Annotated in this window: 22 protein-coding genes; 13 read left to right on the plus strand and 9 right to left on the minus strand. The window is 71.5% G+C overall.

Features of this window, described 5'->3' with window-relative positions; translation table 11 throughout:
- Positions 1-68 precede the first annotated feature (68 nt).
- Positions 69-1,004, plus strand: a complete 936-nt coding sequence (locus WMF36_RS37140; RefSeq protein ID WP_437575552.1) for a hypothetical protein — start codon at positions 69-71, stop codon at positions 1,002-1,004.
- A gap of 181 nt (positions 1,005-1,185) precedes the next feature.
- Positions 1,186-1,707 carry a hypothetical protein gene (locus WMF36_RS37145; RefSeq protein WP_437575553.1) on the plus strand — a complete coding sequence of 174 codons (522 nt, stop codon included), beginning with the start codon at positions 1,186-1,188 and terminating at the stop codon, positions 1,705-1,707.
- A gap of 125 nt (positions 1,708-1,832) precedes the next feature.
- Here the strand turns inward: WMF36_RS37145 and WMF36_RS37150 are convergent, their stop codons facing one another.
- From WMF36_RS37150 to glgC, 5 genes are all read right to left on the minus strand, one after another.
- A complete protein-coding gene (locus WMF36_RS37150) occupies positions 1,833-2,636 on the minus strand; it encodes a hypothetical protein (RefSeq protein ID WP_437575554.1) in 804 nt (267 codons plus the stop codon).
- Between the two features lie 173 nt (positions 2,637-2,809).
- Positions 2,810-3,559, minus strand: coding sequence for an RsmE family RNA methyltransferase (locus tag WMF36_RS37155; protein WP_437575555.1), 750 nt, complete (start codon positions 3,557-3,559; stop codon positions 2,810-2,812).
- Positions 3,556-4,509, minus strand: coding sequence for a 50S ribosomal protein L11 methyltransferase (locus WMF36_RS37160; RefSeq protein WP_437575556.1), 954 nt, complete (start codon positions 4,507-4,509; stop codon positions 3,556-3,558). Before WMF36_RS37160 ends, WMF36_RS37155 begins: the two co-directional genes overlap by 4 nt.
- Positions 4,510-4,632: 123 nt before the next feature.
- Positions 4,633-5,328 (minus strand): metallophosphoesterase, encoded by a 696-nt coding sequence (locus tag WMF36_RS37165; RefSeq protein ID WP_437480919.1) that lies wholly within the window; start codon positions 5,326-5,328, stop codon positions 4,633-4,635.
- 261 nt (positions 5,329-5,589) lie between these two features.
- Positions 5,590-6,858, minus strand: coding sequence for a glucose-1-phosphate adenylyltransferase (gene glgC / locus WMF36_RS37170; RefSeq protein WP_437480922.1), 1,269 nt, complete (start codon positions 6,856-6,858; stop codon positions 5,590-5,592).
- Positions 6,859-7,262: 404 nt separating this feature from the next.
- Here glgC and WMF36_RS37175 point away from each other — a divergent pair, with 404 nt between their 5' ends.
- Positions 7,263-7,967, plus strand: coding sequence for a hypothetical protein (locus tag WMF36_RS37175; RefSeq protein ID WP_437575558.1), 705 nt, complete (start codon positions 7,263-7,265; stop codon positions 7,965-7,967).
- Positions 7,968-7,998: 31 nt separating this feature from the next.
- Here WMF36_RS37175 and WMF36_RS37180 read toward each other — a convergent pair whose 3' ends face one another.
- Together WMF36_RS37180 and WMF36_RS37185 are read right to left on the minus strand one after the other, a co-directional pair.
- On the minus strand, positions 7,999-8,385 hold the full coding sequence (locus WMF36_RS37180; RefSeq protein ID WP_437575559.1) for a hypothetical protein: 387 nt from the start codon (positions 8,383-8,385) through the stop codon (positions 7,999-8,001).
- 100 nt (positions 8,386-8,485) lie between these two features.
- Entirely contained in the window at positions 8,486-8,854 is a 369-nt protein-coding gene (locus WMF36_RS37185; RefSeq protein WP_437575560.1) for a hypothetical protein, read from the minus strand.
- 274 nt (positions 8,855-9,128) lie between these two features.
- Between WMF36_RS37185 and WMF36_RS37190 the strand changes: the two genes are divergently transcribed.
- The 5 genes from WMF36_RS37190 (at position 9,129) to WMF36_RS37210 (ending at position 16,252) form a co-directional block, all read left to right on the plus strand.
- Positions 9,129-10,976, plus strand: coding sequence for a chloride channel protein (locus tag WMF36_RS37190; RefSeq protein WP_437575561.1), 1,848 nt, complete (start codon positions 9,129-9,131; stop codon positions 10,974-10,976).
- A gap of 327 nt (positions 10,977-11,303) precedes the next feature.
- On the plus strand, positions 11,304-11,771 hold the full coding sequence (locus WMF36_RS37195) for a response regulator (RefSeq protein ID WP_020740151.1): 468 nt from the start codon (positions 11,304-11,306) through the stop codon (positions 11,769-11,771).
- An 85-nt stretch (positions 11,772-11,856) separates the two neighbouring features.
- Complete coding sequence (locus tag WMF36_RS37200; protein WP_437575562.1) at positions 11,857-13,455, plus strand: circularly permuted type 2 ATP-grasp protein; 1,599 nt, start codon at positions 11,857-11,859, stop codon at positions 13,453-13,455.
- The gene (locus WMF36_RS37205; protein WP_437575563.1) at positions 13,452-14,486 is read left to right on the plus strand and encodes an alpha-E domain-containing protein; all 1,035 of its coding nucleotides are present in this window, start codon (positions 13,452-13,454) and stop codon (positions 14,484-14,486) included. The genes WMF36_RS37200 and WMF36_RS37205 overlap by 4 nt, the downstream gene beginning before the upstream one ends.
- A gap of 20 nt (positions 14,487-14,506) precedes the next feature.
- Positions 14,507-16,252 carry a class II glutamine amidotransferase gene (locus WMF36_RS37210; RefSeq protein WP_437575565.1) on the plus strand — a complete coding sequence of 582 codons (1,746 nt, stop codon included), beginning with the start codon at positions 14,507-14,509 and terminating at the stop codon, positions 16,250-16,252.
- 13 nt (positions 16,253-16,265) lie between these two features.
- On the opposite strand, the gene WMF36_RS37215 is transcribed toward WMF36_RS37210, so the two are convergent.
- Together WMF36_RS37215 and WMF36_RS37220 are read right to left on the minus strand one after the other, a co-directional pair.
- Positions 16,266-18,380, minus strand: coding sequence for a glycosyl hydrolase (locus WMF36_RS37215; protein ID WP_437575566.1), 2,115 nt, complete (start codon positions 18,378-18,380; stop codon positions 16,266-16,268).
- 393 nt (positions 18,381-18,773) lie between these two features.
- Positions 18,774-19,358, minus strand: coding sequence for a peroxiredoxin (locus tag WMF36_RS37220; RefSeq protein ID WP_437575567.1), 585 nt, complete (start codon positions 19,356-19,358; stop codon positions 18,774-18,776).
- Between the two features lie 361 nt (positions 19,359-19,719).
- Here WMF36_RS37220 and WMF36_RS37225 point away from each other — a divergent pair, with 361 nt between their 5' ends.
- From WMF36_RS37225 to WMF36_RS37245, 5 genes are all read left to right on the plus strand, one after another.
- Positions 19,720-20,904: a thiolase family protein gene (locus WMF36_RS37225; protein ID WP_437575568.1), complete on the plus strand. Its 1,185-nt coding sequence runs from the start codon at positions 19,720-19,722 to the stop codon at positions 20,902-20,904.
- Positions 20,901-21,758, plus strand: coding sequence for an MBL fold metallo-hydrolase (locus tag WMF36_RS37230; RefSeq protein WP_437575569.1), 858 nt, complete (start codon positions 20,901-20,903; stop codon positions 21,756-21,758). The genes WMF36_RS37225 and WMF36_RS37230 overlap by 4 nt, the downstream gene beginning before the upstream one ends.
- Before the next feature lie 172 nt (positions 21,759-21,930).
- Entirely contained in the window at positions 21,931-22,074 is a 144-nt protein-coding gene (locus tag WMF36_RS37235; RefSeq protein ID WP_437575570.1) for a hypothetical protein, read from the plus strand.
- Positions 22,075-22,241: 167 nt separating this feature from the next.
- Positions 22,242-22,937 (plus strand): mobilization protein, encoded by a 696-nt coding sequence (locus WMF36_RS37240; RefSeq protein ID WP_437575571.1) that lies wholly within the window; start codon positions 22,242-22,244, stop codon positions 22,935-22,937.
- A 138-nt stretch (positions 22,938-23,075) separates the two neighbouring features.
- A complete protein-coding gene (locus tag WMF36_RS37245; protein ID WP_437575572.1) occupies positions 23,076-24,635 on the plus strand; it encodes an SLC13 family permease in 1,560 nt (519 codons plus the stop codon).
- Positions 24,636-24,680 lie beyond the last annotated feature (45 nt).

Genomic DNA, 24,680 nt, shown 5'->3' on the forward strand with positions numbered 1-24,680 from the left:
CGGGGCTGCGCTCGCCGGGCGCGCCCGTGCGCGCCCGTTCGGACTTCCAACGAGTGAGGAGCAGGATCATGCAGAGCATCGGACAGGCAAGGATCGCGGTCGCGGCGTGCGCGCTCGCGCTGGTCGCGGGTTGTGGTGGTGACGACGACGGCGCGGGGTCCGGGACCGGCACCGTGCAGATCTTCGTGGAGCCGGAGGACACGATCCCCGAGGGCCTCGAGCCGGGCACGGGGGAGGAGAACATCGCGGACGGCTGGAAGGTCACCTACGATCGATTCCTCGTGACCATCGGCAATGTGCGCGCGGCGCGCTCGGACGCGCCGCAGGCGACGCTGAGCGATCCGTCGGTGTTCGTCCTCGACCTCAAGAACGCTCCGGCCACGAGGTATGTGATCGCCGAGTTCGAGGGCGCGAGCGCGGCGCGCTGGGATCGCTTCGGCTTCGATCTCCCGAACGCGCGGGAGGGGGTGAAGACGCTCTCGCCCACCACCGAGGACGACGTGGCCCTCATGGTCGATAACGGCTACTCGGTGTTCTTCGAGGGCTCCATCGAGAAGGAGGGGGGCGAGTCGTGCCCGCCGGACGGCGAGTGCGTCCCCGCGGAGGAGGTGCGCTTCAGCTGGGGTCTCTCGGCCGGCACGTCGTTCGACGACTGCGCGACCGAGGACGAGCTGCCCGGGTTCAGCGTGCCGACGGGCGGCACGATCGCTGTGAAGCCGACCATCCACGGCGATCACTGGTTCTTCAACAACATCACCGCAGGCGTGGAGCTCACGAAGCGCTACGCGCAGTACATCGCCGACTGCGATCTCGACGGAGACGGCGAGACGACGATCGAGGAGCTCGAGCAGGTGAAGGTCGCCGACGTCTTCGGCCAGGAGTACAACCTCGCCGGCGCGATCGGGGAGCTCGAGACCGCGTACGACTACGTGGTCGCGCAGGCGCGCACGCTCGGCGACTTCCAGGGCGACGGCGAGTGCCCGAGGCGCGCAGTGCTGCCGTGATCGGGTGAAGGCGGCGGGCCGCGCCGGTCGTGACGTCCGGCGCGGCCCTGCTTGCGTCAACGCCTCTCGTCCAGGTTCGGCCCACGTCCTGAAGGCGCAAGGCCGCGCCACGCACGGCGCGCGCTGCGCTCCCAGTGTCGTAGTTACGCGCGGGCATCATTCATCGGCGGCGCTATCGACGATGAATGTAATTCTCCTTGACCTTGTGCAGGAGAGGGCCGCGGCGACGAGCCCGGCGGACGGCGCAGGGCGATCCGAGGCCGGCGCGAGCGCAGCTGCCGCCTGCGGTCGCTGCGACGGCGGCCTCGAGTGCATGGTCGTGGGCGACGTGGCTCGCTGCGTGGCGCCGCTCGACTTCGAGGCCCTGCACGATCGCGAACGCTGGCAGGGGCGCTGGGTGGGTATCCGCGCCCGCTACTTGTTCCCGCTAAAGACCTGCACGAAAATGGATTGCCCATCTGGCGAATGCTGCAACAAATGCACGGCCGGATTCCTGGCCTTCACCTCGAGCAGCGGGAGTGTCACACCGCTCCGCAACGGCGCTCGGCTGTCGTGTGCCGCCAGCATGGACTGCGAGCACAAGTGCGGTATGAGCCCCGGCCACTACGATGTGATCGGCAAGCTCTCGCCCGTCAGCCAGGACGTCAAGCACGACGGGCACTGGACGCTCGAGGTCCTCGCGATCCAGGCTGCGGGCACGTAGCCGCCCGACACGCGCCGAGAGGTGCGGCGACGGCATCTGGAGCGGGCCCGAGGAGGGCTCGGGACCGCGGGGGGCCCGACTGCCCTCCCTGCGAATCGCCGGCGTGCACGCTCGGCGACCTCCGCCTAGCGCGCGTCGTGCTCGCGCCAGAAGGCGAACGCCTCGTCCAGGTAGATCTCCTTCGCCCCGTGGCCGACCGGGTGCTCGGCGACGCGCACGGGCCAGCCCGCGCCGCGCAGGACGCCGGCGAGGGCGCGGGCCGATCTTCCCACCGAGTCGTGGGCGCCGAAGCCGATGTAGAACGGCCTGGGCGCCAGCGTCGCGAGCTCGGGCGTCGCCTGGCCTCCGCCGCCGGACATCGCGCCGAAGCCGTCGGCGTCGATGCCGCCGCGCAGCGCGAGCGCCGCGGCGAAGAACGCGCCCGACGACGAGCCGGCGACGACCACCCGCGAGAACGAGACGCCGGCGATCTCCTCGAGCTTGCGCCGCTTCTCCGCGAACGCCGCCACGAACGCGGCGGCGTGCTTCTCGTACGCGGCGCCGCCCGTCGGCCAGCCCCACCAGCTCGCATAGTCCTTGGGCGCGAGGCCGACCTTGCCGCGCGGCATCAGGGCGGCGACGCCCGCTCGCCGGGACGCGCGCGACACGACCGTCTCGAAGTGGGTCTTCTGCTGGCTCTCCTTCCCCGGCGGGACGATCCCGTGGAGGTAGATGAGCAGCGCGCGCGTCGGCGCGTCGGGCAGCACGTAACAGGTCTCCTCGTCGAGCGCGTCGACGCCGTCGATGCACCAGTCCGTCTCGACGCGCGGCGGGCGCGCTCGAGGCCACGGCGCCTGCTCGGCCTGCGCGCTCGTGGCCGCGGCGGCGGTCGGGATCGGCGGCGGCGCCGGGCCGGGCTCCGCAGGGCCGGGCGCGCCCCCGTCACGCACGAGCGCGCGCCCGCTCCTCGGAGCGTCTGCCGCGCTGTTGCACGCGCACGAGACGACGAGGGCAACGATCGCGGTGAGCCGTCCCGCGATCCGCCGCGCGGCCGATCCAGCGGACGGCCCCCTGGCGCGAAGGCCAGGGCCGCCCAGCGCGCCGCTCGCCGAAGGCCAGCCCATCACCCCGCCCGCGCGTCGCTCACCGCGATCAGCGCCCCGAGCGCCGCCGCGCACACCGTCTCGGTGCGCAGCGTCAGCGCGCCGAGGCGCACGCGCTCGAACCCGAGCGCCGCGCACACGCCGAGCTCCTCCGGCGTGAACCCGCCCTCCGGACCGACAGCGAACGCCGCCTCCACGCCCGGCAAGAGCGCGGCGAGCCGCGCGCCGAGCGGCGTCTCCGCGTAGGGATCCAGGCACATCCCCAGCGCGCCCCCCTCCGCCGCCCGCGCCTCCGCGAGCGCCGCCGCGAGGCTCATCGGCGCGTCCACCCGCGGCGCGTCCCCGCGGCCGCACTGGCGCGCCGCCTCGACCGCGATCCGGCGCCAGCGCTGGCTCCTGTCCTCGCCCGGCCGCGCCACGCTGCGCGCCGAGATCGCCGGGATGATCCGCGTCGCCCCGAGCTCGGTCGCGTCGCGCACCACCGCATCCATCTTGTCGCCCTTGCCGACCGCCTGGATCCACGTCACCCGCCGGCCGGGCCGCACCGCGGCCGGGCGGAGCGCGTCGATGCGCGCCTCCGCGCTCCGGCGGCCGATCGACTCGAGCGTGGCGTCCGCCTCGACCCCGAGCTCCGGGTCGAACACGACGAACCGATCCCCCTCGCGGAGGCGGTGCACCCGCACGATGTAGCTCGCCGCCTCCGGCGGCAGCGCGATCACACCCGCCGCGATCGACCCGAGCGGCACCCGCAGGATCCCCGGGCCGCTCATCCCGACGCGGACGCCGCGCCGTCCGGCGCGCGGAACAGGAGCGCCACCCAGCCCTCGCCGCCCGCGTCGCCCCGCGTCGCCCCACGATCGCCGCGCGGCGACGCGGGATCCGGCCGGGTCGCGATGTGCGCGAGCGGGCGCGGCAGCGAGGTGTACCGCGCCACGAGATCGTCCCGCTCGCCCTCGAGGATGCCCGACAGGATCAGCCAGCCGCCCGGCGCGAGCACGCGCGCGAGCTCGGGCGCCAGCGGCCGGAGCACCCGCGCCTCGATGTTCGCGACCACCCACGGGAACTGCCGCGTCACCTGCTCGACGACGCCGGCGCTCGCCGCGATGCGGCCCTCGAGGCCGTTGCGCGCCGCGTTCTCGAGGACCACCTCGATCACGTCGTCGTCGTTGTCGATCGCGACCGCCCGCTCCGCCCCGAGCAGCAGCGCGACCAGCGCGAGGATGCCGCTGCCCGTGCCCACGTCGAGGATCTCGCGGCCGCGGAGCTCGGCCGCGTGCTCGTCGAGCAGCTCCGCGACGAGCGCGGTCGTCGCGTGGAGGCCCGTGCCGAACGCCCTCCCCGGCTCGAGCAGGAGCACCCGCTCGCCCTCGCGCGGCGCCCCGCGCTCGATCCACGGCGGCACGACCGTGATCGTGGGCGTCAGCGCGAACGGCGCGAAGTGCTCCTTCCACGCGTCGCGCCAGGCGTCGCCCACCACCTCCTCGAGCCGCGCGACGAGCGGCGGCGAGAGCTCCCCGAGCGCCGCGATCGCCGCCTCCGCCTCGCCGTGATCCTCGAAGCTCGCGACGAGCGTCACCTGGCCCGAGCGCGCGCCGCGCACGAGCGTCTGCTCGTCGCGCTGCTCGACGCCGGTGGCGCCCAGCTCGAAGAGCGCGGCGCCGATCTCGTCGGCCTCCGGCTCGGGGACATCGACTGCAACGAACGGGTATCGAGGCTCCACCTGGCTTGCTCCGTGACGTGCCGCCGGCCTGAAGAGCGGCGGCGGCGCGGCCGGGAGCCTAACGAAGATCCCGCGCGGCGGGGCCGTCGATCGCGCGGAAGCGCTGGAGGACACGGAGCATTTCTACCGCCCCACGTAGCGGCGGCGCGCCGGGACCGAGACGAGCACCTCGGAGCGCGCCGGCGGCGGCGGAACGCGCTCGCCGTCGTGGAGCACCATCGCGGTGAGGCGCCCCCCGTAGACGGCGCCCGTGTCGATCCCTGTCGCCCACGCGTGCATCTGCGGCTCGTTGCGCGCGTTGTGGCCGAACACTACGTGCGGCGGCCCCTGGTAGGTCTGGCCCCACAGCGTTTTGCCCCCGCGACGCTCGACCGGCTCGCCGTAGCGGCCGAGACAGCGCACGTACATCAACGTGTGCGGATCTTGCCGCTCGATCGGCAGCCCGGGGATCAGCCCCGCATGGACGACGCGGAGCCCGTGCTCCGGCAGATCCAGCCAGTACGGCAGCGTCTCGAGCCAGGCCCAGTCGCGCTTGCGCAGCTGCTGCGCGGTCTCCTTCGAGAGCTCCCCCAGCGGCTCGCCGCGAGGATCGCTGCGCCCGGCGCGCCACCGGAGCAGCCGATCCTCGTGGTTGCCCCGCACCGAGATCGCGCCGATCTCCCGGAGCAGATCGAGCGTTCCGCACGGATCCGGACCGCGCACGATCATGTCCCCGACCATGACCACCCGATCGCCCGACGCGAAGCCGACGTGCTCGATCAGCCGCGCCAGCTCATCCCGGCAGCCGTGGACGTCACCGATGAGGATCGTGCGCGGCATCGCACACCCAACGTAGCAGGGACGCCCGGTCGAGGGGGCTCTCCAGGCCCCCGAACCCCCCGAGCACGGCAGGGCCGCGGCGCCCCTCGTCCAGCGGAGGCGCGCACCGGAGCCGGGCGCCACGAGCGGCATTTTTCCTGTAATTGCGGATATTTGGAAATGCCCCACCGACCTCCACCGTCGCTGCCGGGCGGGCGGGCGGGCAGGCTGGGCGGCGGGGCCCGGCGCGGCGTGGCGCGCCGGCGGCCCCGGTCAGGCGCGTTACGGAGAGTCGATCTTCGCGCGCTTCGGGATGACGACGATCCCGCCCTCGCTGACGAACCACTTCTTGCGGTCCTCCTCGAGGTTGAAGCCGATCTCGGCGCCGGCGGGGATCTCGACGTCCTTGTCGATGATGCAGCGGCGGAGCTTGACGTGGCGCCCGATCTTCACGTCCTCGAACAGCACGCACTCCTCGATGTGGCTGAAGGAGTTCACGCGGACCCGGTTCGAGAGCACGCTCCGGTGGATCCGGCCGCCGGAGATGATGCACCCGAGCGAGACCAGGCTGTCGGTCGCGATGCCGACGCGCGCGTTCGCCTCGTCGCGGAAGACGAACTTGGCGGGCGGATCGTGGCTGATGCCCGTCCGGATCGGCCAGCGCGGGTTGTAGAAGTTGAACGCCGGCTGGATGCTGACGAGATCCATCTGGGCCGCCCAGTACGCGTCGATCGTCCCGATGTCGCGCCAGTACCCCGCGCCCTCGTCCTCGCCGGGGACGCGGTTCTCGTGGAAATCGTAGACGTAGACGCGGCTGCCGCTCTGCACCATCCGCGGGATGATGTCGCGCCCGAAATCGTGCGCGCTGTCCTCGGTCGCGGCGTCCTGCTCGAGGACGTCGAGCAGCGCCGGCGTCTTGAAGATGTAGTTGCCCATCGACGCGAGGCACATGCCCGGCCTGCCCGGCATGCTCGGCGGATCCTGCACCTTCTCGTGGAAGGCGAGGATGCGCCCCGCCTCGTCGCACTCGATGACGCCGAAGGACCGCGCCTCCTCCTTCGTCACCGGGATGGCGGCCACCGTCACCTCGGCGTCGCGCGCCAGGTGATCGTGCAGCATCTGGCGCACGTCCATCTTGTACACGTGGTCGCCGCCGAAGATGCAGAGGTGCTCGGGCGACTCGTCCGTGATGACGTGCTGGGTCTGGTAAACGGCGTCGGCCGACCCCTTGAACCAGCTCTTGCCCGTGCGCTGCTGCGCCGGGACGGTCTCGATGAAGCTGTCGAGCATCGGCGACAGGCGCCAGGCTCGGGCGATGTGCTCGTCTAACGACGCGCTCTTGTACTGCGTGAGGATCTTGATTCGGTGCAGGCCGGAGTTGACGAAGTTCGAGAGGACGATGTCGATGATCCGGTAGCGACCGCCGAACGGCACGGCCGGCTTCGCCCGGTCGTGCGTCAGCGGGCCGAGCCGCCGGCCTTCGCCGCCAGCGAGGATCATCACCAAAACCTTCGACGCTTCGAAAGCGGCGCGCAGGGTCGTCTCGCGCATGGGACGGAGAGGGTACTCGATCGATGTTGCGAGCGCGAAGAGCGGAAACGCGTCCTTCGCGGTTTCGAGGCAACCCGGGGGACCGCCTCGCGGGCGCGCGCGGCGCCTCCCGGGCGCCCTGAGCGCCTCCGCGCGCTCCCCCCTTCCGGCCTCGCGATCGGGCTGCGTCGACCGGGGTACGTCGCCCACCGCCGCGATGCGCCGCCGCATGGCCGCCCGATGAAGAGAGGGGGACGTTCCCCTTTCTCTTTACGATCCGCTGGCGGCCGTGTTAGCCGTTTCCGCCGCCGCGCGCGCATGCGAGAGGCGCCTGATCCGCACGCGGTGCACCGCTGTCCGGAGGCTACTCCAGCGCTGGATCTTTCCTGCCGGATGTGCCCGTCACGTTGACCTTGGGAGATGCCATGAACGTCCGATTCGGTCGAACCCTCGCCGCTGCCATCCTCCTCGTCGCGGGCACTTCAGGGTGCGGAACGGACGAGCAGCCCTACCAGGCCAAGCCCGCATTCAGCGGCCGGAAGCCGACCCTGCCCGCGGTGCCGACGCTCCCCGCGAAGAACAAGAAGCAGGGCGACGCCTACACGGTGTGGGGCGTCACGCACGATCTCCGGAGCCGCGTCCATTTCGAGGACGTGAACGGCAAGAAGCTCTCGATCATCGGTTACATCGTCAAGACGAACCTCCAGGACGCCCCGACCTGTGCCGTCCACAAGACGGGCAAGGGCGACCCGCCCGACTGCAAGGCGCCGGTCCCGAGCTTCGCGATCGCCGACGAGAAGGGCGAGACGAAGGACATGATCGAGGTGATGGGCTGGGCCTCGAACTTCGCGCAGATCTACAGCATGATCGAGGCGATCGACAAGGCGCCGCGCGGCAAGGAGACCGAGGTGAAGCTCGCCGACGAGTTCTGGGGTCAGGAGATGCCGAACCCGATCCCGGCGGTCGGCGCGAAGGTGAAGGTCACCGGCACCTACGGCGTGACGTTCACGAAGTCGACCGGCGGCGCCGCGGCCAACCCGAAGTACGGCATCCTGTCGGCGGAGCAGATCGAGTACCTCGAGCCGCCGCCCGAGAAGGCCACCCTCCCCGGCATGAAGCGCAGGCCCTGACGCCCCCCGCCACGCCGCAGCGGGCGCCGCTTCAGGTGAAGATGGACCGGATCCCGCTGCCCGGCTCGGCCGCCGCCGACTCGAAGATGGCGTCGATAAGGAGCCGCCGCACCGGAGGGTCGTGCGCCTCCAGGGCATCGATGCGCACCAGCGAGGCCGGCGCCTGGCGGATGATCGAATCGAACGACGCCGGCTCGAACCGGTACAGGTCCTCCGTCACGAGGACCGCGTAGGGCTGCGACGCCGCGATCGTCGGCCGGAGCGAGCGCAGATCGCATTCGCGCACAGCGACCCCGAGCCGCGCCCCCACCTCCCGGCACACGGCGACGAACTCGGCAGGACAGCCGGCAACGATCACGAGCGGAATGGGCGGCGCGCTCGGGACCACGGCCTTGCGCGGCTTCGTACCGTCCTCCATACGCGCCTCCACGTAGGCCATGACTTGACTACGCCGGCAAGGGGAATTGTTCCAGCAGACACCACGGCGCGCGCGGCCTCCCGGCGCGCTGCCCCGGCGCTCAACGCGCGCCGATCCCTTGCTGCACGTGCCACCCCCGGCCCTCCTCCACGCCGATGAAGCGGATCCGCCCGGACCGCTCCATGTCGTCGACGAGCTCCTCCGCCTCGAGCTGCGAGATGTCGATCCGGGCGCAGAGCACGTCCCGGAACTGCGTCTTGCCCTGCACGTAGTCGGCGTCGATCAGCGAGCCCAGCGCGCCCGCCAGGATCTCGGCCGCCAGGTCGAGCGCCACCACGGGCGTGACCACGGTCTCGGCGGTCGTGCGGACGCTCTCGTCCGTCGTCTGGACCGCCGCGTCGCCCATCGTGACGCTGTCGTCCCCGGTGATGAAGGTGCCGTACTCGACGGTGCTCCGATCGGTCGTCATGACTCCACCTCGTCCGCGCTCGGGCGGGTCCGGAGACCGCGCCCCCACTGGCTTCCTCCCCACGCTATGGAGCGGGGGAGCGCCGAACGGAAGCCGACCGCCGGGGCGTCCGCGCCGGAGGAGTTGATCCCGGCGGCGATTTCAGGCAGCAGCCCGCGGGAGGATCAGGGAAGCTACCGCTCCGGCCAGGCCCATCGGCGGGGGAGCTCTGGGCCCCGAGGTCATGATGTCGTCGCCCGAGGACTCCCCTTCACGCCCGAGCCGCATGGCGGCAATGCGCACGCCGATCCCGAGGGCGCAGGGGCTGATCGCGTTCCAGCTCGTCGGTCGGGTGCTGCTCCACGCGATCCTCGTCGGCGTGACGGCCGGCATCGCCGGCTCGCTGTTCTTCGCCGCCCTCGAGCTCGCCGAGCACGAGCTCCTCGTCACGCTCACCGGCTACGCGCCGCTCCGCGCGAAGGGCGAGTCGGTGCTCTCGGGCGCGCTCACCGGGCCGTTCCGGCCCTGGCTCGTCTTCGTGCTGCCGGCCCTCGGCGCCCTCGCCGGCGGGCTGCTCACGGCGAAGCTCGCGCCCGAGACCCGCGGCGGCGGCGGCGACGCCTTCATCAACGCGTTCCATCAGCTGGGCGGCAGCATGCGCCGCCGCGTCCCGGTGGTGAAGGCGCTCGCCTCGATCTTCACGCTCGGCTGCGGCGGGTCCGGCGGGCGCGAGGGGCCGACCATGCAGATCGGCGGCGCGATCGGCTCGATCATCGGGCGCGCCCTCCGGGTGGGCACGCGCGAGCGGCGGATCCTGCTCATCGCGGGCGCCGCCGCCGGCATGTCGGCCGTGTTCCGGACGCCGCTCGGGGCCGCGCTCCTCGCCGTCGAGGTGCTGCACCGCGACGACTTCGAGGCCGACGCGCTCGTGCCCTCCATCCTCGCGAGCGTCGTCTCCTACTCGGTCTTCATCTACTTCTTCGGCGAGTCGACCCTCTTCGCGCACGCGCCCCGCTACCCGTTCATCCCGGGGCACCTCCCCCTCTACGCCGCCCTCGCGCTCGTCGTCTCGCTCGTGGCCACGCTGTTCCTCCGGACGCTGCACACGGTGGAGCACACGATGCACCGGATCCAGCTGCCGATCTGGGCGAAGCCCGCGCTCGGCGGCCTCGCGCTCGGCGCGCTCGTGACCCCGCTGATCATGCTCCTCGGGCCGCGCTTCGACCGGCCGGGGCAGGGCTTCGGGCTGCTGGGCGCGGGGTACGGCGCGGCCCAGATCGCGATCACGGGCGCCTCCTGGATGCCGAGCGGGTGGACGGCGGTACAGCTCCTGGTCGTGCTGCTCGCCACAAAGATCGTCGCGACCTCGCTCACCGTGGGCTCGGGCGGCAGCGCGGGCGACTTCGGCCCGTCGCTCGTGCTCGGCGCCCTCACGGGCGGGGCCTTCGGGCGCGCGGCGGAGCTCCTCCTCAACGATCCGCGCATCGACCCCGGCGCGTTCGCGCTCGTCGGGATGGGCACGTTCTACGGAGGCATCGCGCACGTGCCGATCGCCTCGCTCGTCATGGTCTGCGAGCTCGCCGGCAGCTACGACCTGCTGGTGCCGCTCATGCTGTGCGAGGGCATCGCCTTCGTGGCGCTGCGGCACAGCACCCTGTACCGCGCGCAGATGGCGACGAAGCGCGAGTCGCCGGCGCACCGGGACGAGCTCATCGTCGACGTGCTCCGCAGCATCCACGTCGCCGACGTCGTCATCCGCAGCCGTCCTTTCGTCTCGTTCGAGGCGCGGTCGCCCGCCGCGGTCGTCGTCGAGCGCATCGCGGCGTGCGAGTGGCAGGACACCTTCCCGGTGCTCTCCGAGGACGGCAAGGTCATCGGCACCATCGACGCCGAGATCCTCCGCGCCACCGCGACGAGCCCCGAGCTGACGGGGCTCGCGATCGCGCACGACATGATGACGAGCCCCGCCTCGGTCAGCGAGACCGCGGACCTGCACCGCGCGCTCCAGGTGCTGCTGGAGCTCCGCGTGCGCGAGCTCCTGGTCACCGACCTCGAGGGCAAGATCGTCGGCATCCTGGACGAATCCGACATCACGCGCGCCTACCACGACGCCACGGCGCAGCTGGAAGGGTCGCCGCAGTAGGAGGGACGACCGCCCCCTGCGCGCCGCGGGCGCCGGCCGAGCGCGTCGCCCGGGGCACGCTCCCCGGAAAAAGGCCAACTTTTCGACGTCCGCGCGGCCACGCCGCGAACGCCCGGGCTTCACGAATGCACGGCACGGATGTCCTGGTCGCGCCGCGCGCCCGATCGCGGTGTCGGGCGCAATGCCCACGAGCAGGGCCTCCGCCGGGTTTCGGGAGTCTCCTGAGGTACCAATCTTGGATTCCACGCAGCGACGGAACCCGAAGCGTGGGGGATACTCTGGTTCATCCCTGGAATTCGATCCGGAGAGCGCGCACGGGAGATGGGCATGCTTGTCGATACGCTCGGAGGTCGCACGGTGCGGCGCAACGCAGAGGTACGAACACGCTCGAGCGCGCCGAACAGCCGCGCCAAGCTCGTGGTGGTCGTCGACGATGAGCCAAGCATCCAGGAGGTCGTGAGCATGATCCTGGAGAGCGAGGGCGGCTACGAGGTGCGCTGCGCCTCGAACGGCGAGGAGGCGCTGGCGCTGCTCGACCAGATCGCGCCGCCGGACCTGCTCGTCGTCGACATCATGATGCCGGTGATGGACGGCTGGGGCCTGCTCACGGCGCTCCGGCACAACGAGAAGACCGCGCGTATACCAGTCATTGTTTCATCCGCGTCTTCAAAACATGACGCGACGAGCCTCGGTGTCGCTCGCGTGCTCCCCAAGCCGATCGACTACGACGCGTTTTTGGCCGCGGTCGACGAGCTCACGCATTGCAGAGAGCGTCAGATCCTCGGCGCCGAGTAGCCCCCCCGTCGCTCGCCGAAGCGCGCTCCAGAAACCGCAACTGGCCCATGGACCTCGAGGGCCCGAAAGCGGTAGCTTCGCGCAAGTGTTGTTAGAGACCCCGGGTGCCGGCCTCTTCGCCGGCTACACTCCCCTCCCCGGCGCCTACGACGAGCTGTTTGGTCCCGGCGGCGCCCCTCGACCCGAGTTCCTGCGCACTGCCACGCTCCTCGGCGCGCTCGCGCCGAACGAGTTCGCGCGCGCGCAGCAGCTCGCGGAGATCGCCCTGCTCAACCAGGGCGTCACCTTCTCGGTCTACGCGGATCAGCGTGGCGCGGAGAAGATCTTCCCGCTCTGCCTCATCCCCCGGATGCTCTCCGCGGCGGACTGGGCCCACATGGAGCGCGGCCTCGAGCAGCGGGTCCACGCGCTCGGCCTGTTCCTCGACGACATCTACGGGGACCAGCGCATCCTCCAGCAGGAGCGCATCCCCCGCGACCTCGTGCTCGGCTCGGGGCAGTACCTGAAGCAGGTCCACGGCCTGCGGCCCCCGGGCGGGGTGCGCATCCACATCGCGGGCGTCGACATCATCCGCGATCCGGCCGGGACCTTCCGCGTCCTCGAGGACAACCTCCGCACCCCGTCCGGCGTCTCCTACGTCCTGGAGAACCGGCTCATCAGCAAGCGCGTGCTGCCGCACCTGCTCGACAAGGCGCGCGTCCAGCGGGTCGACCATTACCCGGCCCGCCTCGCCGAGACGCTGCGCTCGGTCTCGCCCGTGGACCCGAGCGGCACGAGCGCGGTCGTGCTCACGCCGGGGCCGTACAACTCGGCCTACTTCGAGCACAGCTTCCTCGCGCGCACGATGGGGCTGGAGCTCGTGCAGGCCCCCGACCTGTTCGTCGATCAGGATCAGGTCTTCGCCCGCACGACGCGCGGCCCGCGCCGGGTCCACGTCATCTACCGCCGCATCGACGAGGCGTTCCTCGACCCCGAGGCCTTCCGCCCCGACAGCCTGCTCGGCGTGCGCGGCCTGATGCGCGCCTACGCCGCCGGCAACGTCGCGCTCGCGAACGCGCCCGGCAACGGCGTGGCCGACGACAAGGCCGTCTACCCCTTCGTGCCGGAGATGATCCGCTACTACCTCGGCGAGGAGCCGATCCTCGAGCAGGTCCCCACCTACCTGTGCATGCGCGACGGCGATCGCCGCTACGTGCTCGAGCACCTCGACGAGCTGGTCGTCAAGGCGGTGGACGAGGCCGGCGGCTACGGCATGCTCATGGGGCCGCAGTCGACCGCCGCGCAGCGGGAGGAGTTCCGCGCGCGCATCGAGGCGACGCCGCGCCGCTACATCGCGCAGCACCGGATCGAGCTGTCGACGAGCCCCACCTGGGACCCGGCCTCCCGGGTCGCGGTCCCGCGCCGGCTCGACCTCCGCCCGTACGTGCTGACGGGCCGCGACGGCCCGTGGGTGCTGCCGGGCGGGCTCACGCGCGTCGCGCTCGTGGCCGGCTCGTACGTCGTCAACTCCAGCCAGGGCGGGGGCTCGAAGGACACGTGGGTGCTGAAGGGCCCGTGGGACGTCGATTCGCGGGTCCCGTCGGTGGGCGCCGCGGACCCGGCCCCCGGGGCCGCGAGCAACGGCCCGCCCAGCACGCCGCCACCGCCCGCGCCGCCGCCATCCGAACCCCCGGAGGCCCTGTGATCTCTCGTGTCGCCGATCACTGTTTCTGGTTCGGCCGCTACCTCGAGCGGACCGAGAGCGTGGCCCGGATCCTCGCCGTCACGCAGAACCTCGCGCTCGACACCGAGCTCTCGGAGCAGCAGTGCTGGCTGCCGGTCATCATCGTGGCCGGCCAGAAGGAGCACTTCGCCGCCGAGCACGGCGAGGACGCCGCGGCCGACGGCGAGCTCGTGCAGCGCTACATGAGCTTCGACGAGGACAACACGACGAGCCTCCGCAGGTCGAGCTCCGCGGCGCGCTTCAACGCGCGCTCGATCCGCGAGGTCGTCAGCCTCGAGGCGTGGGAGACCGTCAACGAGCTCCACCTCTGGATGAACAGCGAGCAGGCGCTGGAGGAGTTCAGGTCGAGCCGCTACGCCTTCTACCGGCACGTCCGGCAGCTCACGCAGCTCTGCCTCGGACTCACCCAGAGCACGATGCTCCACGACGGCCCGCTCGATTTCATCTGGCTCGGCGTGCTGCTCGAGCGCGTCGGGCAGACCGCGCGCACGCTCGACGTCCACCACCACGCCCTGACCAACCGGGAGCGGCCTGCGTCGGACAGCAACGGCCAGGCGCAGGGCGGCGAGTCCAGGCAGCACCGGGTGGTGGAGACGGCGCTCTGGCTCTCGCTCCTCCGCGCCTGCTCCGGGTTCGAGCCGTTCATGAAGCTGAACCAGGGTCAGGTGAACGCGCAGGCGGTCGCACAGTTCCTCCTCTTCGAGCCCCGCTTCCCGCGCTCGATCCGGCACTGCGTGCACGCGGCGTTCGTGCGGCTCTGCGAGATCCGCCCGCCGGAGAGCGCGATGCTCCCCGGGGGCGAGAGCGTGGAGCGGCTGCACCTCTTGCACCAGTGGGTCGCCGACAGGGCGAGCGAGGTGCTCGATCCGCTCTCGGTCCACGCGGCGCTCACCCATGTGGTCGACGAGACAGCCACGATCTGCGACGGTATCGGTCGCGAGCTGCTCGGTTACGGGCCGCCCGACAGCAGTCCCTCGTTCACGAGCCAGTAGCCAGACCCGCCGACGTATCCATGCCGAATCTCCTCGCGATGTCGTTCGAGGGCGAGCTCGCCCCGTATTTCGATCTCCTCTGCCTGCGCCCCGGGGGCAGGCTGCCCGACGGCTGGGGCATCGGGTACTATCCGGGCGGAGAGCCGAGCGCCACGGTGCTGAAGGAGCCGGCGCCGCCGCAGGGGAGCATCCGCAGCGAGCTCGTGAAGGCGTGGGAGCACCTCGCGTCGTCGCTGCTCGTGCTGCACATCCGCACGGCGACGTGGGGCAGCATCAACGACGCCAACACGCAGCCGTTCAGCCGGAGCTGGGGCGGGCGCGACTGGCTGTTCGCGCACAGCGGCAGCCTTGTCGACCGGATCGAGGTCGATCCGAAGTCGCTCTTCCAGCCGGTCGGCTCGACGGACACGGAGCTCATCCTGTGCGAGCTCATGCGCTGGATGGCGTCGGAGGGCCTGCGGAGCCTCGGCGAGATCGATCCTGCGGTGCTGCGCGACTGGTTCGACGAGATGAACGAGCACGGCCCGCTCACGTCGGTGCTGGCCGACGGCCGCGACCTTGTCGTCTACGCGGATCGCGATCGCGAGGGGGACGCGTTCCTGTGGGAGGTGCTGCCGCCGTACGAGCGCCTCGAGTTCGGGGACGACGACCTCGAGGTCGACCTCACCCGCCGGGGGGTCAAGAGCCGCAAGGGCGTCATCGTCTCGTCGGAGGAGCTCAAGGTCCACGCCGGGGCGCACCCGGCGGTCTGGGCGCGCGTCCCTCCGGGCCACCTCGTGGTGCTGCGGCAGGGCGCGCTGCGGGCCACGGCGTCCCCGCGCACCGACCGGCGCCGGCCGTCCTCCTCCGCGCCGCCGCTCTCGTCGCGGCCGGTCCGGCGCCCCAAGCACGCCTCGATCCGCCGCTTCCAGGTGGTGCACCGCACGGCGTACCACTACATGACCGCGGTGGAGCGCAGCACGCACCTCCTGCGGGTGACGCCGGCGCACGACCGGCTGCAGTCGCTGCTCCACAACGAGATCAACCTGTCGGTCGAGGGCAAGCAGCGCGAGTACGACGACGTCTTCGGCAACCGCGCGCGGCGGGTGCTGCTCGAGACGCCGTTCAAGGAGCTCATCATCGAGTCGAGGTCGCGGGTGGAGCTGCTCGACACCGATCCGCTGAGCTTCCGCCCGCTGCGCGCCCGGTCGACGATCCCGCTCGTGTGGATGCCGTGGCAGCGGCAGATCCTGCAGCCGTTCCTCCTGCCGCCGGAGCTGGCGGAGAGCGAGCTCGCGGAGCTCAGCGAGTACGCGATGACCTTCGTCGCGCGGAACGACTACGACCTGCTCGACACGCTGCTCGACCTGAACGCGTCGATCTACGAGGAGTACAAGTACAAGCAGGGGACGACGAACCTGTCCACGACGGCGTTCGACGTCTACGCGAACCGCCGCGGCGTGTGCCAGGACTTCGCGAACCTGTTCATCTGCCTGACGCGGCTGCTCGGCGTGCCGTCGCGCTACGTGTGCGGCTACATCTACACGGGGCCGAAGCACGAGAACCACCGGCAGAGCGAGGCGTCGCACGCCTGGGTGCAGGTGTATCTGCCCGAGATCGGGTGGAAGGGGTTCGACCCGACGAACGGGATCCTGACGCAGACCGACCACATCCGCGTCGCGGTCGGGCGCAACTACGTGGACGCGACGCCGACCTCGGGCACCATCTTCGTGGGGGGTGGCGCAGAGCGCCTCGAGGTCGACGTGCGGGTCGAGCCGATCGATTGAGGGAGAGGGCGGCTCAGGGCCGCGTGGCGATCCAGTAGAGGAGCGCGGTCCGGCTGAGGCCGTCGTCGAGCACGGTCTGCTCCTGTGCCTCGGCCCAGGCCGCCTCCTTGTCGACGGTCGCGTGCGCCGCGATCAGGAAGGCGTTCCAGGCGTCCTCCGGTCCGCTCATGGCCGCTTCCATCGCCGGCCAGGTGTCCGTGATCCACGTCTTGGAGAGGAGCGACTCCGAGATGGGCGTGATGGGGAGCATCTGGATGCCATAGACGTACTCCGGGTTCTTCCCGAACCACGTCCCGAAGTCGGCCTTCGTGGACCAGAGGACGCCGACGGCGCCGTTGTCCTTGAACGGCACATCGTAGACGGTGCTGTCCGAGGTGACCTGCCAGTACGTCTGCGCAGAGGCCGTCTCCAGGGCGAGGAGCACCCGGCCGATGTTCTTCACGTCGTCGTTCTCGAGCGCGTCGCCGAGCAGCTGCATGCTGTACCAGGCGTGGACGGCCTCGGACGTCGACTCCTGGTTACGGCCGTCCGCGAACGGGAACAGCCCCGAAGCCCAGGAGTGCCCCCTGTACCAATCCATGCTGCGGAACGGCGTGAAACTCGTGTCCTTGGTGCTCGGGTTCGCGATGTCGCGGACGAGCCAGAGGGCCTTGTCGCCGTACTCGTCGCGCCAGTCCGCGTCGTACTTCGCCAGGACGGCCGCGGCGTAGAGGAAGTAGCCGTAGTGGAAGTGGTGATCGTTGTAATATCCCTGGCCGAAGTCGGCGGTCTCGTCCGCCAGGCCCTTGGTCGTCACGAGGCCGCCCCAGGTCGTGTCATAGACGAGGGGATTCTCGTTCTCGCCGTTGAGCCACGGGTTGAGGTGCGACTTGAGCCGCGCCCTGAGCTCCTCGGCGAGATCCGCCTTGCCGACCACCTCGGCGATCTGCGCGAGGCGCGCGAGCTTCGCGATCTGCTTGCCCCCGAAATAGGGGTCCGTGCCGACGGTCGCCTGGTCGGGCGTGAACGTCCTGTCCTCCTCGAGGGCGTCCACGAGGGCGTCGCCCCACTCGTCCGAGGCGCGGCGCGGCGCGTCCCAGCCGATCGTGCTGAGCGGATACACGAGCTCCCAGGTCGCGCCGGAGACTCCCGTCATCTGCCCGATCACGGTCGGATACGAGATGTCTGCGGTCTGCAGCTTGTCGAGGTGCTTCATGTGGTGCGGCAGGGCCATGGTCAGGAGATCGCCCTCCCCTTCCGTCTTCCAGACGAAGCGCACCGAGGCGGTGTCCTCCTTGACCGACGCCTCGATGTCGCCGCCGACAGGGATGACGGCGGCGTGCTCGTCGAGCTCGGCCGCGGCGTTCGGCCCGGGCACAAGCGCGAGGCGGAGCGAGCCCTCGTACGTCTCGTCAGCCGCCATGGAGAGGGCGTCCCACTCGAGGGTGATCTTGGGGAACGCATAGAGGACCCACGTCTGGCCGTTGTTGAGGGAGATCTCGAATCGATCGCCCGTGACCTCGGTGGGGCTCGTGGACTCGCCGTTGACCGCGGTGATCGCCACGCCGTCGCCGGCGCGCACGGAGGGCCGGAGCCCGGCGTACGTGGTCGTCACGTACGGCATCCCGTAGACGATGGGCGCCGTCATGGTGCCGCCCTGCGCCGCCCACTCCACGGTGACCGAGAGGAGATCGTACGACGTGACCGCATGGCTGGAGAAGGCCTCGCGCGCGCTGAGGCCGAGGTGCGACACATCGGCCGTCGTGACGGCCGTGCTCTCCACCACGACGGGCGGCCTGGCGACCGACAGGGCCTGTCCGAGCGCCTTGAGGTCGTACGGCGCGGCGTTGATCCGCTGATCGCCGTCGCCGAGCACGAAGTTCATCCAGGTGGCGTTCGTGGCGCGCGGGGCCCTGGAGCCGGCCAGGGCGGCGCCCGGATCGAGCGGGTGCTGCGCCTGCTCGAACCCCGGCTCGACGGGCGACAGCGCCTTGCCGCGATCGAGGTCCCACGTCTCGATCGGCACGACGTCGGAGCCGCCGTCGCCCCCCCCGCCGCCCCCGGCGCCGCCGCCCCCGTCGTTATTGACCGGCGGCGGCGGAGGGTCATCGCCGCCGCAGGCGACGATTGCGCCGAGGCAACTCAGCAAAGTGAAAGTCCGTAGCATCGGATGCTTCAAAATCATTCTCCTGCTCCCTCGCTCCAGCGCTCATCGCTCCATCTGATGTGGAGCGGATCGAGAGATGAGCCCTGGCGTCGTGGTATTTTCATCGATCTGCAAGCAACGGAGCAAGATTCTTTCACGAAGCGCGGGACCCGTCCAGCCTGGCGAGCGCGGCCGCCGGCGTGCGGGAAGCCCCCACGACGCCATCAATCAGGCGTTCGCCGGCGCGCACGCCGCGAGTCGGCTACGTCGTTGTCCGCCGGTCGTGATCGCGTCTGCCCGGAGGGAGCTCGCATGAAGGCGACAAAGCACCGAAATCATGGGTGTTTCCCCCCACCTCCCCGCCTTCGGGTACGGGCCCGGCCGTCGGGCGGCCCCTTATCGAGGCTTGGCAGCGGGCTTGGCAGCGGGCTTTGCGGGCGCCTTGCCGGCGGCCTTCTTCGCGGGCGCCTTGGCCGCGCTCGTCGTGGCCGCGCGGCGCGCGGGCGGCGCCTCGGGCGCGCCGCCGCCGCGCACGAGCGCGAGCACGGCGTCGGCGTGTCCGTCGACCTTCACGCCGCTGAAAGCGTGCTTCACCTCGCGGTCGGGACCGATGATGAACGTGCTCCGGATCGTGCCCATCACCTTCTTGCCGTACATCGTCTTCTCGCCGTAGGCGCCGTAAGCGTTGTGCGCGACGAGGTCCGGATCGCTGAGGAGCGTCACCCCGAGATCGTATTTGTCCCTGAACTTCCGGTGGCGATCCACGGAGTCGCGGGAGACGCCGAGCACGACGGCGCCGGCCTCGGCGAACGCGTCGAGGGCGGCGGAGAAGGCCTGTGCCTCCCGCGTGCAGCCCGGCGTGTCGTCCTTCGGATAGAAGTAGAGGACGACCGTCTTGCCCTGAAAATCGGCGAGGCCCACCCTCTTGCCGCCATCGCTCTCGAGAGAGAAGTCCGGGGCACGGTCGCCTGCATTCACCATCGCTCGTTCGCTCCTTGTCTGAGCGGGCGCAGGGAGGACTGACCCCCTCCGGCCCCGCCGCGCGCACGATACACGCGACGTCGCCGGCGTACCACAAGACTGCCCCGGGCGCGCCGGCCCGGATCCGGCTCGGGTGGGGCGCGGATCCCGTCCCAGGGCGCCCGCCCGGCCGTCGGGGGCGGCGGCGAGCGAGCCGATGTGGAGAGGCGAGCGCTGTCGGGCGGCGCGCGGGCAGGCAGGAGAGCAGCGTCCCGGGCCGGCTTGCCCCCACAGGGCAACCGAGGTACCCACAAGGCAACTTCGCAAGACGCGCTCGACGGCGTCATCGAGTGAGAAGGCGCCAGCGCCGCTGGAGGAGATCATGACCCTACCCGTCCCCGTGTACATCGTCGCAGCGGCCCGGACGCCGATCGGCGCGTTCCAGGGTGCACTCTCGCCCTTGCCCGCCCCCCGCCTGGGCGAGGTCGCCATCCGGGCGGCCCTCGAGCGGGCGAGGCTCTCTCCGGACGCCATCGAGGAGGTCTTCCTCGGCAATGTTCTGTCCGCCGGCATCGGGCAGGCGCCGGCCCGGCAGGCCGCGATCTATGCCGGCATCCCGAGCAAGGTCCCGGCCACCACGGTGAGCAAGGTCTGCGGCTCGGGCCTCCAGGCGGTCATCTTCGGCGCGAAGACGGTCGCGCTCGGCGACGCGGACGTCGTGGTCGCCGGCGGCATGGAGTCGATGTCCAACGTGCCCTACTACCTCCCGCAGGCGCGCTCCGGCTACCGCATGGGCGACGGCAAGCTCGTGGACGGCATGATCCATGACGGCCTCTGGGATCCGTACGGCAACTTTCACATGGGCACGGCGGGCGACGCGTGCGCCAGGGAGCACGGCTTCTCGCGCGAGGCGCAGGACGAGTACGCGAGGGAGAGCTTCCGCCGGGCGCTCGCGGCCCAGCGCGAGGGGCTGTTCGCCGCGGAGATCGCGCCCGTCTCCGTCCCGCAGAGGAAGGGCGACGCCGTGGTCGTGAAGGACGACGAGGGCCCGGCGGCCGGCAAGCCCGAGAAGTTCGCCTCGCTGAAGCCCGCCTTCCAGAAGGACGGGACGATCACCGCGGCCAACGCCTCGTCGATCAACGACGGCGCGAGCGCGCTCGTCCTGGCGAGCGAGCGGGCCGTGAAGGAGCACAAGCTCACGCCGCTCGCGCGGATCGTCGGCTACGGCGGCGCCGCGCAGGCGCCCGAGTGGTTCACGACGGCGCCGGCCGCGGCGATCGCGAACACCACGAAGAAGCTCGGCCTGACGACGGACCAGATCGACCTGTTCGAGGTGAACGAGGCGTTCGCGGTGGTGGCGCTCGCCGTGAACAAGCTCGCCGGGATCGACGCCCAGAAGGTCAACATCCGCGGCGGCGCGGTCGCGCTCGGCCACCCGATCGGCGCGAGCGGGGCGCGCATCCTGACGACGCTGCTCTTCGCCATGAAGGACCGCAACGCGAAGCGCGGCCTCGCCACGATCTGCATCGGCGGCGGCGAGGCGCTCGCGGTCGTCCTGGAGCGGTGATCCGGCCGCGGCCCATCGCGGCGGGCGTGGAGGCCTTCTCCGCGCGCACGCCGACGCTGCCGCCGGCGACCCACACGAACAGCTACGCGCTCGGCGGCCGCGAGGTGCTGCTCGTCGAGCCGGCCACCCCGTACGAGGACGAGCGCCGCGCGTGGCTCGAGTGGGCGCGCGGCCTCGCCTCCGGGGGGCGGGTCATCGTGGCGATCGCGGTGACCCACCACCACGCCGACCACGTGGGGGGCGCGCGGTTCTTCGCGGCCGAGCTCGGCCTGCCGGTCTGGGCCCACGCCGAGGCGGCCGCGCGCCTCCGCGACGTCCCTGTCGCGCGCCACCTCTCGGACGGGGAGGTGGTGCGGCTCGACGGGCCGGCGCCCACGGCGCTCCGCGTGCTCCACACCCCGGGGCACGCGCCGGATCACCTCTGCTTCCTCGACGAAGCGCGGGGCGCCCTGGTCTGCGGCGACATGGTGGCCGGCGTGGGGACGATCCTGATCGATCCCCGGGAGGGCGACATGACGGAGTACCTGGCGCAGCTCGAGCGGCTCGCGGCGCTCGGCGCCCGGGTCGTCCTGCCCGCGCACGGCGGGCCGATCGACGCGCCCGAGGCGCTGTTCCGGCGCTACGTCGCGCACCGGCGGATGCGCGAGCAGCGGGTGCTCGAGGCGCTCGCGGCGGCCGGCGAGGGCGGCGCGTCGCTCGATGCGCTCCTGCCGGTCGCCTACGCGGACACGGCGCCGGCGCTCTGGCCGCTCGCGCGGCTGAGCCTGGAGGCGCACCTGATCAAGCTGGAGCGCGAGGGGCGGGCGCGGCGGGGCGAGGGCGGGTGGTGGCGGGCGGCGGTGGGTGCGGAATGACGCCCGACCACGCACGGAGTCCACGCCTCGCCCTCCGCCCCTGTCGTCGCGCTCGTGCCGAGCGGGCGGGCCGACTCTCGGTCACGAGCAGCGGAGAAGCAGTTTACGTGATGCCTTTGACCACCATCCCGGGGCGGGCGCGGGTCACCCATTCGCTCCCATTCATCGCACGATGCTGCAGCTGCTTGCCCGTGCAGGGATCGTGCTCACTGAGAGCGAGAGCGCGCGCATCCAGGCATGCACGGCCATTGCCACCCTCGACCGCTGGGTCGATAACGTCCTTGGGGCGAAGACCGCCACGGGAGCGCTCTCCTGACGGTTGACGGATGTGGCCCAGCACGGCGAGGTCCACGGCGCGGTCGCCGCCGGCGAAACCTCCTGGACACCGCGCCGTGACCGAAAACCGCGTTGCGCGCGCGAGAACCGCGTTGCGTGCGCGAGAACCGCGTTGCGTGCGCGAGCGCAGACAACTAGGGTGCGCCGATGAGCACGATTCATTTCATCGGGGGCGAAAAGGGCGGCGTCGGCAAGTCGGTGGTGGCGCGTCTGGTCGCCCAGTACTGCATCGATCGCGCGCTCCCCTTCATTGCCCTGGACGCCGATGGCTCGCACGGGGCGCTGCTGCGGCACTATGCCGAGCACAGCCGACCGGTGGACCTCACCCGCTTCGAGAGCGCCGACGACCTCATGGCGCTGGCGACCGAGACCGAGCGACGGGTGGTGGTGGACCTGCCGGCGCAGAGCGAGCGCCCCCTCTTCGCCTGGATCACGGAGGCGGGGGTCCTCGACCTGGCGCGAGAGTGCGGCGTCAAGATCGTGTTCTGGCACGTGATGGACGACGGCAAAGACTCGTTGATCACGCTGGAGCGGCTGCTCAAGCGCGGCGGGACGGCGGCGCGCTACTGCATCGTGAGAAACCAGGGCCGGGGCAAGGATTTCTCGCCCTTCGACCGCTCGCCGACCCGGGCCGCGGCCGAGGCGCAAGGCGCCGTGGTCGTCGACCTGCCCGAGCTGCACCCGGCCGCCATGCAGAAGATCGATCACCTCGACGTGAGCTTCTGGGCCGCAGTCAACAACCCGGCGATCGGGGGTGAGACCTTCACGAGGATGGATCGCCAGCGCGTGAAGGTGTGGCTGCAGACCGCGTTCGACCAGCTCGCGCGCGCCGACGTGGTCTGAGCGTGAGCGGTCACGACGCGCCGGGCGCCCCGGCGCCCGAGGTGGCGCGGCGCCGTCGTTTTCAGGGGGTCATCTCCTCTTCCCACGATTCCAACGACGAGCTCTGCGGAAGGGAGATGCCTGTGCCAGAGTCGCGGCATGCAGGGCCAGTCCGACCTCTCCGCCACGCCGCCGGGAGCGCCACGCCGAGGCCGCGCGCCCGCTCTGCGGCTCAGCCCGCTGCGCTGGCTCGGCGTCGCGTCGGGCCCGGCCGCCGCCCTCGCGATCGCGCTCATCCCGAGCGGGCTCCACGCCGTCCCGGGCTACGGCCACCGCCCTGCGTACGCGGCCGCGGTCGCGGCGTGGATGGCGCTGTGGTGGCTCTTCGAGGTGCTCCCCATCGCGTACACCGCGTGCTTGCCGCTCGTGCTCTTCCCGCTGCTCGGCGTCTTCGGCCGCGGGCCCGCCGGCGACGCGGCCCGCGCCGTCGCGCCGTTCCTCGATGCCTATATCTTCCTGTTCCTCGGCGGCCTGGCGATCGGCGCTGCCATGGAGCAGTGGAGCCTGCACCGGCGGGTGGCACTCCACATCATGCGGGCCATCGGCACCGAACCGAAGCGGCTCCTGCTCGGCATGCTTGTCGCGACGAGCAGCATCTCCCTCTGGATCTCCAACACCGCGACCGCCGTGATGATGGTCCCGATCGGCCTCGCCCTGCTCGCGCAGCTGGAGTCCGCGGCTGGAGGGCGCCGGCTCTCGCACTTCGGGACGGCGATCATGCTGGGGGTGGCCTACGCCTCCAACGTCGGGGGCATCGGCACGAAGATCGGCACCGGCGTGAACTCCATCTTCTGCGGCTTCCTCGCCGACAAGCTGCACCGCGACATCGGCTTCCTCGAGTACATGACGCTCGCCTTGCCGTTCGTGGTCCTCTTCGTCCCGCTGCTCTGGCTCGCCCTCTGGCGCGTGGGCAAGCGGGACGGGCTCGGCGCCGGCCACGCGCGCGACGTGCTCGACCGTGAGCTCGCGGCGATGGGCCCGATGAGCCGCGGGGAGAAGAAGGTCGCCGTCGTCTTCGCGGCGGCGAGCGCGCTCTGGATCCTCGGTGACCCGCTGCGCGCCGTGCTCGCCCCGCCGCTCCAGGCTGCGCTGCAGGGCCTCGGCGCGGCGCTCGGGTCGGGCTCCGCGGCCGGCTTCAGGGTGCAGGGCAAGCACTACGAGGCGAGCGTGGCGCTCCTGGCGGCGTTCAGCCTGCTCGCCCTGCGCGCCCTCTCGTTCGCCTCGGTGCGGCGGATGCCGTGGGGCACGCTCGTCCTGCTCGGCGGCAGCTTCGCGATGGCGGCCGGCATCGAGGGGGGCGGGCTCTCCGCGTGGATGGCCGCGAAGCTCGCGGTCGTCGCGGAGGCGCCGCTGCTCGCGCAGATCGGGCTCGCCAGCGCCGCCACGGTCGCGCTGTCGGCGCTGGCCTCCAACACCGCGACCGTGAACGTCGCCCTCAACGTGCTCCCTCGAGATCTCGGGGTGCTGTTCGCGGCCACGATCGCCGCGTCCTGCGACTTCATGCTGCCCACCGGCACACCGCCCAACGCCATCGTGTTCGGCAGCGGCTACGTGCGGCTCCCCGTCATGATCAAGACGGGCTTCGTCCTCAACGTCGCCGCCGCCGTGCTCATCACGGCCTATGTGTACGGCTACGCGCGTCACCTGTTTGGCAGCTAACCCACTGCCCCCGGTCCGGGTGAACCGAGGGTGAGCACGCGACGG

Origin of the sequence: Sorangium sp. So ce887, from assembly GCF_051521455.1 — a bacterium.
In the GTDB taxonomy this organism is placed as follows: Bacteria; Myxococcota_A; Polyangia; order Polyangiales; family Polyangiaceae; genus Sorangium.

Excerpts from the sequence above, each read along its gene's own strand:
- WMF36_RS37140 (WP_437575552.1), top strand. The coding sequence starts at position 69 with ATGCAGAGCATCGGACAGGCAAGGATCGCGGTCGCGGCGTGCGCGCTC.
- WMF36_RS37145 (WP_437575553.1), top strand. The coding sequence starts at position 1,186 with ATGAATGTAATTCTCCTTGACCTTGTGCAGGAGAGGGCCGCGGCGACG.
- WMF36_RS37155 (WP_437575555.1), bottom strand. The coding sequence starts at position 3,559 with ATGAGCGGCCCGGGGATCCTGCGGGTGCCGCTCGGGTCGATCGCGGCG.
- WMF36_RS37165 (WP_437480919.1), bottom strand. The coding sequence starts at position 5,328 with ATGCCGCGCACGATCCTCATCGGTGACGTCCACGGCTGCCGGGATGAG.
- glgC (WP_437480922.1), bottom strand. The coding sequence starts at position 6,858 with ATGCGCGAGACGACCCTGCGCGCCGCTTTCGAAGCGTCGAAGGTTTTG.
- WMF36_RS37175 (WP_437575558.1), top strand. The coding sequence starts at position 7,263 with ATGAACGTCCGATTCGGTCGAACCCTCGCCGCTGCCATCCTCCTCGTC.
- WMF36_RS37180 (WP_437575559.1), bottom strand. The coding sequence starts at position 8,385 with ATGGAGGACGGTACGAAGCCGCGCAAGGCCGTGGTCCCGAGCGCGCCG.
- WMF36_RS37185 (WP_437575560.1), bottom strand. The coding sequence starts at position 8,854 with ATGACGACCGATCGGAGCACCGTCGAGTACGGCACCTTCATCACCGGG.
- WMF36_RS37190 (WP_437575561.1), top strand. The coding sequence starts at position 9,129 with ATGCGCACGCCGATCCCGAGGGCGCAGGGGCTGATCGCGTTCCAGCTC.
- WMF36_RS37195 (WP_020740151.1), top strand. The coding sequence starts at position 11,304 with ATGCTTGTCGATACGCTCGGAGGTCGCACGGTGCGGCGCAACGCAGAG.
- WMF36_RS37210 (WP_437575565.1), top strand. The coding sequence starts at position 14,507 with ATGCCGAATCTCCTCGCGATGTCGTTCGAGGGCGAGCTCGCCCCGTAT.
- WMF36_RS37220 (WP_437575567.1), bottom strand. The coding sequence starts at position 19,358 with ATGGTGAATGCAGGCGACCGTGCCCCGGACTTCTCTCTCGAGAGCGAT.
- WMF36_RS37225 (WP_437575568.1), top strand. The coding sequence starts at position 19,720 with ATGACCCTACCCGTCCCCGTGTACATCGTCGCAGCGGCCCGGACGCCG.
- WMF36_RS37235 (WP_437575570.1), top strand. The coding sequence starts at position 21,931 with ATGCTGCAGCTGCTTGCCCGTGCAGGGATCGTGCTCACTGAGAGCGAG.
- WMF36_RS37240 (WP_437575571.1), top strand. The coding sequence starts at position 22,242 with ATGAGCACGATTCATTTCATCGGGGGCGAAAAGGGCGGCGTCGGCAAG.
- WMF36_RS37245 (WP_437575572.1), top strand. The coding sequence starts at position 23,076 with ATGCAGGGCCAGTCCGACCTCTCCGCCACGCCGCCGGGAGCGCCACGC.